The 9,296-nt window shown below is 63.8% G+C and carries 10 protein-coding genes; 5 read left to right on the top strand and 5 right to left on the bottom strand.

Features of this window, described 5'->3' with window-relative positions:
• Positions 1 to 26: 26 nt before the first annotated feature.
• From gudD to L6639_RS30035, 4 genes are all read left to right on the top strand, one after another.
• Complete coding sequence (gene gudD / locus L6639_RS30020; protein ID WP_237864974.1) at positions 27 to 1,385, top strand: glucarate dehydratase; 1,359 nt, start codon at positions 27 to 29, stop codon at positions 1,383 to 1,385.
• An 81-nt stretch (positions 1,386 to 1,466) separates the two neighbouring features.
• A complete protein-coding gene (locus tag L6639_RS30025) occupies positions 1,467 to 2,915 on the top strand; it encodes an aldehyde dehydrogenase family protein (RefSeq protein WP_237864975.1) in 1,449 nt (482 codons plus the stop codon).
• A 131-nt stretch (positions 2,916 to 3,046) separates the two neighbouring features.
• Positions 3,047 to 4,588, top strand: coding sequence for a galactarate dehydratase (gene garD, locus L6639_RS30030; protein WP_237864976.1), 1,542 nt, complete (start codon positions 3,047 to 3,049; stop codon positions 4,586 to 4,588).
• Between the two features lie 258 nt (positions 4,589 to 4,846).
• Positions 4,847 to 5,116, top strand: coding sequence for a hypothetical protein (locus L6639_RS30035; protein ID WP_237864977.1), 270 nt, complete (start codon positions 4,847 to 4,849; stop codon positions 5,114 to 5,116).
• A 53-nt stretch (positions 5,117 to 5,169) separates the two neighbouring features.
• Here L6639_RS30035 and L6639_RS30040 read toward each other — a convergent pair whose 3' ends face one another.
• From L6639_RS30040 to L6639_RS30050, 3 genes are all read right to left on the bottom strand, one after another.
• Positions 5,170 to 5,526: a hypothetical protein gene (locus L6639_RS30040; protein ID WP_237864978.1), complete on the bottom strand. Its 357-nt coding sequence runs from the start codon at positions 5,524 to 5,526 to the stop codon at positions 5,170 to 5,172.
• A gap of 247 nt (positions 5,527 to 5,773) precedes the next feature.
• On the bottom strand, positions 5,774 to 6,388 hold the full coding sequence (locus L6639_RS30045; protein ID WP_237864979.1) for a DUF2147 domain-containing protein: 615 nt from the start codon (positions 6,386 to 6,388) through the stop codon (positions 5,774 to 5,776).
• Between the two features lie 124 nt (positions 6,389 to 6,512).
• The gene (locus L6639_RS30050; protein ID WP_237864980.1) at positions 6,513 to 7,541 is read right to left on the bottom strand and encodes an NAD(P)/FAD-dependent oxidoreductase; all 1,029 of its coding nucleotides are present in this window, start codon (positions 7,539 to 7,541) and stop codon (positions 6,513 to 6,515) included.
• A gap of 180 nt (positions 7,542 to 7,721) precedes the next feature.
• Between L6639_RS30050 and L6639_RS30055 the strand changes: the two genes are divergently transcribed.
• Positions 7,722 to 8,189, top strand: a complete 468-nt coding sequence (locus L6639_RS30055; RefSeq protein ID WP_237864981.1) for an acyl-CoA thioesterase — start codon at positions 7,722 to 7,724, stop codon at positions 8,187 to 8,189.
• Positions 8,190 to 8,198: 9 nt separating this feature from the next.
• On the opposite strand, the gene L6639_RS30060 is transcribed toward L6639_RS30055, so the two are convergent.
• Entirely contained in the window at positions 8,199 to 8,519 is a 321-nt protein-coding gene (locus tag L6639_RS30060; protein WP_237864982.1) for a 2Fe-2S iron-sulfur cluster-binding protein, read from the bottom strand.
• Positions 8,520 to 8,630: 111 nt separating this feature from the next.
• Complete coding sequence (locus L6639_RS30065) at positions 8,631 to 9,005, bottom strand: Hpt domain-containing protein (protein ID WP_237864983.1); 375 nt, start codon at positions 9,003 to 9,005, stop codon at positions 8,631 to 8,633.
• Positions 9,006 to 9,296: the final 291 nt, after the last annotated feature.

Below are 9,296 nucleotides of genomic sequence, written 5' to 3' on the forward strand. Positions count from 1 at the left end.
CAAACGACAACAGGGAGGAGTGTGCGATGGACCGGACAGATATTTCTGGTGCGTCAGTCGCTGGCGCACCGGTCGTCACGGCGATGCAGGTGATCCCGGTTGCCGGCCGCGACAGCATGCTCCTCAACTTGAGCGGCGCGCACGCGCCGTTCTTCACCCGCAACATCGTCATCCTCACCGACAATGCCGGCCATACCGGCGTCGGCGAGGTGCCGGGCGGGCAGAAGATCTGGCAGACGCTGCAGGACGCCAGCGATCTCGTGATCGGCAAGACCGTCGGCGCGATGAACAACATCCTCGCCGATGTCCGTTCGACCTTCGCCGACCGCGATGCCGGCGGACGCGGCAAGCAGACCTTCGACCTGCGCGTGATGATCCACGCGGTCACCGCAATTGAATCCGCCCTGCTCGACCTGCTCGGCCAGCATCTCAATCTGCCGGTCGCAGCCCTGCTCGGCGAAGGCCAGCAGCGCAGCAGCGTCGAAACGCTCGGCTACCTTTTCTTCGTCGGTGACATCGGCAAGAGCAAGCTCGACTACGTCAAGGGCGAGACCGGCAAGGCGGAATGGTTCAACCTCCGCCACCAAGAGGCGATGACGCCGGAGACCGTGGTGCGCCTGGCGGAAGCCACGCAGGACCATTACGGCTTCGCCGATTTCAAGCTCAAGGGCGGCGTGCTCCGCGGCGAGCAGGAGATCGAGGCCGTCACGGCGATCGCCAAGCGTTTCCCCAATGCCCGCGTCACGCTCGACCCGAACGGCGCCTGGTCACTCGACGAGGCCATCAGACTCTGCAAGAACATGCACGGCATCCTCGCCTATGCCGAGGATCCCTGCGGTGCCGAGGCCGGCTTCTCCGGCCGCGAGATCATGGCCGAGTTCCGCCGCGCCACGGGTCTGCCGACCGCGACCAACATGATCGCCACCGACTGGCGTCAGCTCTCCCATGCGCTACATCTAGGCGCGGTGGACATTCCGCTCGCCGATCCCCATTTCTGGACCATGCAAGGCTCCGTGCGCGTCGCCCAGACCTGCCGTGACAACGGCCTGACCTGGGGCTCGCACTCCAACAACCACTTTGACATTTCGCTCGCCATGTTCACCCATGTCGGCGCGGCTGCCCCCGGCAAGGTGACCGCGATCGACACCCACTGGATCTGGCAGGATGGCCAGGCGCTGACCAAGGAGCCGCTGCTGATCCGCGGCGGCAAGATCGCGGTCCCGGATCGTCCGGGTCTCGGCATCGAGATCGACCGGGCGGCCATCGAGGCCGCGCATGAGCTCTACAAGAAGCATGGACTCGGCGCCCGTGATGACGCTATTGCCATGCAGGATTTGATCCCGGGCTGGACCTTTGACGACAAGCGTCCCTGCCTCGTTCGCTAAGAAACTGAGGCATGATCCCGGAAAAGTGGGTACCGGTTTTCCGACTAGGATCATGCCCCCTTAAATGACTTGGAGGACTGTATGACTGCGATCCTGAAAAACTTCATCGGCGGCGAGTGGGTCGATGGCTCCGGCGTCACCAAGAACATCAACCCCTCCAACACCAACGATGTCGTCGGCGAATACGCCAAGGCCGACAAGGCGCAGACCGAGAAGGCGATCGCCGCCGCGAAGGCCGCCTTCCCTGCCTGGGCGCAGTCGACGCCGCAGGTGCGCTACGACGCGCTGAACAAGATCTCCACCGAGATCCTCGCCCGCAAGGAAGAGCTTGGCCGCCTGCTGGCGCGCGAGGAAGGCAAGACGCTGCCCGAGGGCATCGGCGAGGTCGCCCGCGCGGGTCAGATCTTCGCGTTCTTCGCCGGCGAGGCCCTGCGGCTGATCGGCGAGAAGGGTGCTTCGGTGCGTCCCGGTCTCGATGTCGAGCTGACCCGTGAGCCGGTTGGCGTCGTCGGCATGATCACGCCCTGGAATTTCCCGATCGCGATCCCCGCCTGGAAGATCGCGCCCGCGCTCTGCTACGGCAACACCGTGGTGTTCAAGCCGGCCGAGCTGGTGCCCGGCTCGGGCCACGCGCTCGCCGAGATCATCACGCGCTCGGGCATTCCGGCCGGCGTGTTCAACCTCGTGGTCGGCTCCGGTTCGGTGGTCGGCCAGACCCTGCTCGAACACCCCGATGTCGCGGCGATCTCCTTCACCGGCTCGGTGCAGACGGGCCGCAAGATCGCGCAGGCCTGCGTGCTCTCGAACCCGATGAAGAAATTCCAGCTCGAGATGGGCGGCAAGAACCCGCTGGTCGTGCTCGATGATGCGGACCTCAAGACCGCAGTCGAGGTCGCCGTCAACGGCGCCTATTTCTCGACCGGTCAGCGCTGCACCGCCTCGTCCCGCCTGATCGTGACCGAAGGCATTCATGACCGCTTCGTCGCCGCGGTGGCCGAACGTCTGAACAGCCTGTCGGTGGACGATGCGCTCAAGGCCGGCGTGCATATCGGCCCGGTGGTCGACCAGAGCCAGCTCGACCAGGACCTGCGCTACATCAAGATCGGCCAGGACGAGGGCGCCAAGCTCGCCTTCGGCGGCGAGCTGCTCAAGCGCGAGAATCCCGGCCACTATCTCCAGCCGGCGCTGTTTACCGAGGCCAACAACAACATGCGCATCGCGCGTGAAGAAATCTTTGGCCCGGTCGCCGCCGTCATCCGCGCCAAGAATTACGAGGACGCACTGGCGATCTCCAACGACACCGAGTTCGGCCTCGCCTCCGGCATTTGCACCACCAGCCTGAAATACGCCTCGCACTACAAGCGCAACAGCGAGTCAGGCATGGTGATGGTCAATCTGCCGACCGCCGGCGTCGACTACCATGTGCCGTTCGGCGGCCGGAAGGGCTCAAGCTACGGCGCCCGCGAGCAGGGCTCCTATGCACGCGAGTTCTACACGACGGTGAAGACGGCTTACACCTATCCGGGTTGATGGGCTGACTTCGTAGTCTCGTAGGTAGGGTGGGCAAAGCGAAGCGTGCCCACCACTGACCCTCGGTGTGAAGACGGTGGGCACGGCGCGTTGCGCCTTTGCCCATCCTACGATTTCGGAGGCAAGCGCAGATGGACCAGGACGTCGCAGCCAAAGAGCAGCCCCGCTACATCAAGCTCAACGCGCGCGACAATGTCGCGATCGTGGTCAATGATTTCGGGCTTCCCGCCGGCTCTCGCTTCGCTTGCGGACTGACGCTGCGCGCCTTTGTCCCGCAAGGGCACAAGACCGCCCTGGTCGACATCGCACAAGATGAGCCGATCATCCGCTATGGCGAGGTGATCGGCTACGCGCTTTCGCCGATATTGGCCGGCGAATGGGTCGACGAAGCCCGCATCCGTATGCCCGAGGCCCCTGCGCTCGACAAGCTGGAAATCTCCACCGCCGTCCCCGCGCCGCTGGCGCCGCTCGAAGGTTACGCCTTCGAGGGTTATCGCAATCCTGATGGATCGGTCGGCACCAAGAACATCCTCGGCATTTCCTCCTCCGTGCAATGCGTCAAGGGCACGATGGAATACGCAGTGAAGCGCATCCGCGCCGAGCTGCTGCCGAAGTACCCGAACGTCGACGACGTCGTGCCGCTGACGCACGCCTATGGCTGCGGCGTCGCCATCACCGCGCCGGACGCAGTCGTCCCGATCCGCACGTTGCAAAACCTCGCGCTGAATCCCAACTTTGGTGGCGAGATCCTGGTCGTCGGCCTCGGCTGCGAAAAGCTCGCGCCCGAGCGGCTGGTGCCGGAAGGCGTTGATAACGCCATCGTGCGCATGCAGGACGAAGCCTTTGACGGCTTTGGCGCGATCGTCGATGCGATCATGACCCAGGCGGAGGCGCGGCTGAAGGTGCTCAACACCCGCACGCGCGAGACTTGCCCCGCGTCCGACCTCGTTATCGGCCTGCAATGCGGCGGCAGCGATGCCTTCTCCGGCGTCACCGCCAATCCTGCCGTCGGCTTCGCCGCCGACCTGCTGGTGCGCGCCGGCGCCACGGTGATGTTCTCGGAAGTCACGGAAGTCCGCGACGCGATCCAGCTCCTCACACGTCGTGCCATCAACGAGGACGTCGGCCGCGCGCTGGTGCGCGAGATGGCCTGGTACGATTCTTATCTCGCCCGCGGCGGCGCCGATCGCAGCGCCAACACCACGCCCGGCAACAAGAAGGGCGGCCTCGCCAACATCGTCGAGAAGTCGCTCGGCTCGATCGTGAAGTCAGGCTCGAGCGCGATCACCGGCGTGCTGTCGCCCGGCCAGAAGGCGACGCAGAAGGGCATGCTGTTCGCGGCAACGCCGGCCTCCGACTTCATCTGCGGCACGCTCCAGCTCGCCTCAGGCATGACGCTGCAGGTGTTCACCACCGGCCGCGGCACGCCTTACGGCCTCGCGGCTGCGCCCGTGATCAAGGTCGCGACCCGCACTGAGCTCGCCCGTCGCTGGAAGGACCTGATCGATTTCGATGCGGGCGGTATCGCCACCGGCGCAAAGACCATCGAGGAAACCGGCTGGGACCTGTTCCGCCTGATCCTCGATGTCGCCTCCGGCCGCACCAAACCGTGGTCCGACCGCTGGGGTATCCACAACGATCTCACGCTGTTCAATCCGGCGCCGGTGACGTGAATCGGCGCCGCGCCCGCGAGCGGTCGAGGCCCGCAGTGGTGCGAGAGTCCGGGCTCGACGCGTAGAGCAGGATCATCCGTCTTTCGCGAAGCCGTCCTGAAACACTGGCGCGGAAAATTTCCTCCTCGTTTCATTCCGCCGTGTCGCGCAACCAAATTTATCCACCGACCGCGATCGAATGTTCGCACACAAGCGAACCTGTCGCGACTGTGGCGCGACCAAACCTCCGATTGACGTTTTTCCCACGGAGATTTTGAAATGCGTATTCTCTCGATGATTGCCGTGACAGGCGCGATGATTGCGAGCACAGCCAGCGCATTTGCCGGCGAGCTTCCCTCCTATGAAGTGAAGTCGTTTCCGATCTCGGCGACGCAAGTGCAGGTGCTCGGCGGCGCCGGTGTCGAGGAGCAATCGACCGCGCCCACGATGATCGTCGCCGGAATGCCCGCCTCGCCCGCACAGATGTCGGTGCTGTCACCGCGTGTGAAGCGGTTCGCCAGCACGACCTCCGACAGCGAAGCGCGCTAGGCGTCATCCGCAATTCGCAGCGCTCGCATCCCGTGCGGGCGCTGCAAGCATTCTCAGGTCATGCTGCCCGGCATGAAGCACCGCACACGCGGGTGGCCATCTATATAATGCTTCCACACCATGGTGCGCCCAATCTTGTTCGGTTCGGTGATCACGGCGCCGTCGGGCACGACGACCCACTCCTCGTCCAGATGCACACGGTAGTGTCCCTTGTCGGACTCCCAGTCCACATCGGCAACGACATAGCCGTCGGCATCGGAGCAGCACTGTCCGTACTCGCTGCGCAGGCTCTCGAACCACGGCTTGAGCGGAGAGTTGGCGTAGCGTCCATCATCGCGCGCGAGTGCGGATGTCGCCAGCAGCGTCACCAGCGCCAGCAACGTCGCTGCACATGGTCTTGCAAGTCTCATGGCGTTGTCTTTCGGATCGAAATCAGCGCCGTAGGGGACAGACAGGACCGCTCGCGCCCTTAACAGGCACGGAATCGGCAAATCGCTCCCCAGCGGCTTTGCCGACAGCTATGCAAATCCGGCGCCAGCGTGCATTCCGGGGAACTACTGGCACAGGTGTGCCGAGCATTCGTCTTTCGACGAACGCACCTCTGCGGAGAATAGCGGTGGTGTATGTGGCGGAAGCCTTAACGGCCGTGCGGCGAGCCTACTTCTTCGCTGCCGGCGCCATCATCATTGCGCCGCCCTTCTTGGCCGCAGGCGCAGCCTTCGGCGCGGTCGCGGCGGATTGCGCGGGGAGATATTTGGCGATGATCGCGGGATCGACCTCAGCCATGTTGGCATCCGGCAGGCGCTGCCAAGTCTCGTCCTTGCCGAACAGGGAAATGCCGAGGAAGCCGCGCATGGTCAAGACCTGCCCATCCGGGCTGACCGTCATCTTGGCCTTCCAAATGTTGCCGTCACGCGGATTGACCACGTTGCCGCCCTCATACTTCAGCCCGTCGCGCTTCATGTCGCGGATGAAGGAGAGCCCGAGCACCGGCTGGTTCTTGCGATCGTCAGTGCATTTCGCACAGACCTCGTTCGGATCGTCGCCGGGGCGGGGGAAGGTCTTGGCGATGACGCCTTCGAAGATGCCGTTGTGATCGATGAAGAGAAACCAGCCCACCGGCCTGCCGTCTTCGACCTTCTGCCAGAGGCCCGCTGCGGTCGGCTGCTGAGCCTGCGCTTGCGCCGCAGCCGGGTTCGCCGCGCCAATCGACAGGGCGACAGCGAGCGTCAGAAGCGAGAGCAGCCGAAAGCTCGAAAAAGGATTCCGCATCATCATCACCTTGCTAAGCCAAACACCTTGCTTGCCAAGACCGGATTGGCCGCAGACTACGGCGATTTCGCGAACGATTCCAGCACCAGAACTATGGGAGGTCACACGTCCGACACCGGTGCCACTAGTTGACACCGAGCTTCTTTTGCAGGCTGGAGGACGAGGTCGTGTACTGGAACACGAGCCGCTTCTCCGGATACACGTAGCGGTGGGCTTTTTGCGACATCAGTGCGCCCTCGTGGAAGCCGCACAGGATCAGCTTGATCTTGCCTGGATAGGTGTTGATGTCGCCGATCGCGAAGATGCCGGGCACGTTTGTCTCGAACGCTGACGTCTCGACCGGCACCAGATTGTTCTCCAGCGCAATGCCCCAGTTCGCAACCGGACCAAGCTTCATGGTCAGTCCGAAGAACGGCAGCATGGTGTCGCAGGCGATCTCGCTGACATTGTTGTCGTTGCCCTTGACCGTGGCGCCGGTCAGCCGGCCATCAGCACCTGACAGCGCTGTGACCTGGCCCAGCCGCAGATCCATCTTGCCGTCGGCAACCAGCCCGCGCATCTGCTCGACGCTGTGGGGCGCGGCGCGAAAATCGTCGCGACGATGCAGCAGCGTGACGCGCTTGGCCAGGGGATGCAGGTTGAGCGTCCAGTCGAGCGCGGAATCGCCGCCGCCGACGATCAGCACGTTCTTGTCGCGAAAATTTTCCATCTTGCGCACGGCGTAGTGCACCGAGGTGCCTTCATAGGCTTCGATCCCCGGCACCGGCGGACGCTTGGGCTGGAACGAGCCGCCGCCGGCTGCGATCACCACCACCTTGCATTCGAACACCTTGCCGGTGTCGGTGGTGCAGCGGAACGCGGGATCGCCGATCTTCTCCACGGTCTCGACCATCTCGCCGAGATGGAAGGTCGGATGGAACGGCTTGATCTGCTCCATCAGCGCCTCGGTGAGGCCCTGCCCCGACACCTGCGGAATCCCTGGAATGTCGTAGATCGGTTTTTCCGGATAGAGCTCGGCGCACTGGCCGCCGACCTTGTCGAGGATGTCGACGAAATGCGCCTTCATGTCGAGAAGGCCAAGCTCGAAGGCGGCGAACAGACCGCAGGGGCCAGCGCCAATAATCAGCACATCGGTTTTGATCACGTCGCTCATGTCGTCTCTTTATCGGTCGTTATCGGTTGGACGGCGCCCTATGGGCAGAGGAACCCTGCCTGTCTAACCAACGGGGATGGATCAGGGAAGGCATAAAAGCGGGAGCGCCCCGCAAGCACACCACTTGCCGGGCCAAAATAACTGGGCTGTAACGAGGTTGGATTTGACGGAGATCAATCGGTGAACGCACCAAGCCGCCTCGAAACGACGCCGCGCCTGGAGGACTTCCCTTTTCGCCTCAGCGACAACGTCCGCTTCGGCGATCTCGACCCCAACCAGCACGTGAATAACGCGGTCTACGCCACATATTTCGAGACCGGCCGTGTCACCCTGATGAAGCTCCCCGAATACGGCCTGACACCGCCGGGCTTCGCCTGGATCATGGTGCGGCTCGACATGCATTTCCGCGCCGAGCTACGCTGGCCGGGCACGATCGAGCTCGGTCTCGGCGTCGTGAAGCTCGGACGCACGTCAGTGACCTTCGAGCAGGTCGTGTTCTCGCATGGAAAGTGCATCGCGTCGGCGACGTCAGTCGGCGTTCTGCTCGACGAGGCGACGCGGCGGCCGGCGCCGCTGACCGCAGAGGTGATCGCGAAATTCAAGCCCTGGCACAAGCGCGGCATCGAGGTCGCGCTGCCGAGCACTTAATTCGGGCGATCAGGCCTGACGTTCCGGCGTCGACACCACGAGCCCGTCGAGCTCGTCGGAGACCTTGATCTGGCACGACAGGCGCGAGTTCGGGCGCACGTCGAAGCCGAAGTCGAGCATGTCCTCTTCCATCGGCGTCGGGCTGCCGACCTTCTCGCGCCACGCTTCGTCGACATAGACATGGCAGGTCGCGCAGGCGCAGGCGCCGCCGCACTCGGCCTCGATGCCGGGAATGCTGTTGCGGATAGCGGCTTCCATCACGGTCGCGCCGTTCTCGACGTCCACCGTGCGGGTTTCGCCCTTGTGATCGACAAAGTGAATTTTGGCCATGTGTTCTCGTGCTGCCGCGATCTGGGGAAAAAGGAGGGTCCGGGTTGTCCTATAACGGGTCGCTCCGGGCCGCGCTAGTGCGCAGACCACGGCCCTTTGGAGACCCCGGCTTTAGTGCTTGAGGATCGTCGCAATGGCCGCGCGAACCTCGGCGACCGCCTCTTTCAGCGCGGCAAGGGCATGTGGCTGGTTGCGGCCGATCCGGACCGCCGTTTCGAGGCTGGCGGCGGCATCGGCGACCGCGAACGCGCCAATCCCGCGCGCCGAGCCTTTCAGCTTGTGCGCGAGCGCGCCGGTCTCCGCCGGCAGCGCGGCCATTGCCGCGATCAGGCGGACTGCCTGCTCGGCGAACATCGCCAGCACCTCCTGCTCAAGCTCGGCATCGCCCAGCGTCATGCGCGAAAGGTGGTCGAGGTCGAGCGGGCTGTCGATGGGCGCAAGCGGGGGCGAGGGCATCCAGTCCATCCGTTGCAGTTCAGGCGTCATGGCGCAGGCCCCGGCATCGCGCGATGGTCCGCCGGTCCGGCGGTTCCGCTCAACCGAAGCACGGAAATGGTTAACGAAGTGTTTGGGTCGTTTTACGCAAATCCGCCCGTTTCTTGACGAAAAGTTGCCGCAATCGGCCGAGTCCGGTGGAGAATTTCATTTAGGGCTAAGGTGTTACGGCCCGTTCCTGTTAACGATGATTAAGAATGTCTTAATCGCGGGCATTTCATTCGCGACGCTCTGCCAATAGGATGTTGCGGAAATTGGCGGACAAGCCGTCCGGGTGGGGAT

The sequence above is a fragment of the Bradyrhizobium zhengyangense genome (assembly GCF_022012555.1).
GTDB lineage: Bacteria > Pseudomonadota > Alphaproteobacteria > Rhizobiales > Xanthobacteraceae > Bradyrhizobium > Bradyrhizobium zhengyangense.

What these genes read in the sequence shown, in the direction of transcription:
- gudD (WP_237864974.1), top strand. Translation starts at nt 27, where the DNA reads ATGGACCGGACAGATATTTCTGGTGCGTCAGTCGCTGGCGCACCGGTC.
- L6639_RS30025 (WP_237864975.1), top strand. Translation starts at nt 1,467, where the DNA reads ATGACTGCGATCCTGAAAAACTTCATCGGCGGCGAGTGGGTCGATGGC.
- garD (WP_237864976.1), top strand. Translation starts at nt 3,047, where the DNA reads ATGGACCAGGACGTCGCAGCCAAAGAGCAGCCCCGCTACATCAAGCTC.
- L6639_RS30035 (WP_237864977.1), top strand. Translation starts at nt 4,847, where the DNA reads ATGCGTATTCTCTCGATGATTGCCGTGACAGGCGCGATGATTGCGAGC.
- L6639_RS30040 (WP_237864978.1), bottom strand. Translation starts at nt 5,526, where the DNA reads ATGAGACTTGCAAGACCATGTGCAGCGACGTTGCTGGCGCTGGTGACG.
- L6639_RS30045 (WP_237864979.1), bottom strand. Translation starts at nt 6,388, where the DNA reads ATGCGGAATCCTTTTTCGAGCTTTCGGCTGCTCTCGCTTCTGACGCTC.
- L6639_RS30050 (WP_237864980.1), bottom strand. Translation starts at nt 7,541, where the DNA reads ATGAGCGACGTGATCAAAACCGATGTGCTGATTATTGGCGCTGGCCCC.
- L6639_RS30060 (WP_237864982.1), bottom strand. Translation starts at nt 8,519, where the DNA reads ATGGCCAAAATTCACTTTGTCGATCACAAGGGCGAAACCCGCACGGTG.
- L6639_RS30065 (WP_237864983.1), bottom strand. Translation starts at nt 9,005, where the DNA reads ATGACGCCTGAACTGCAACGGATGGACTGGATGCCCTCGCCCCCGCTT.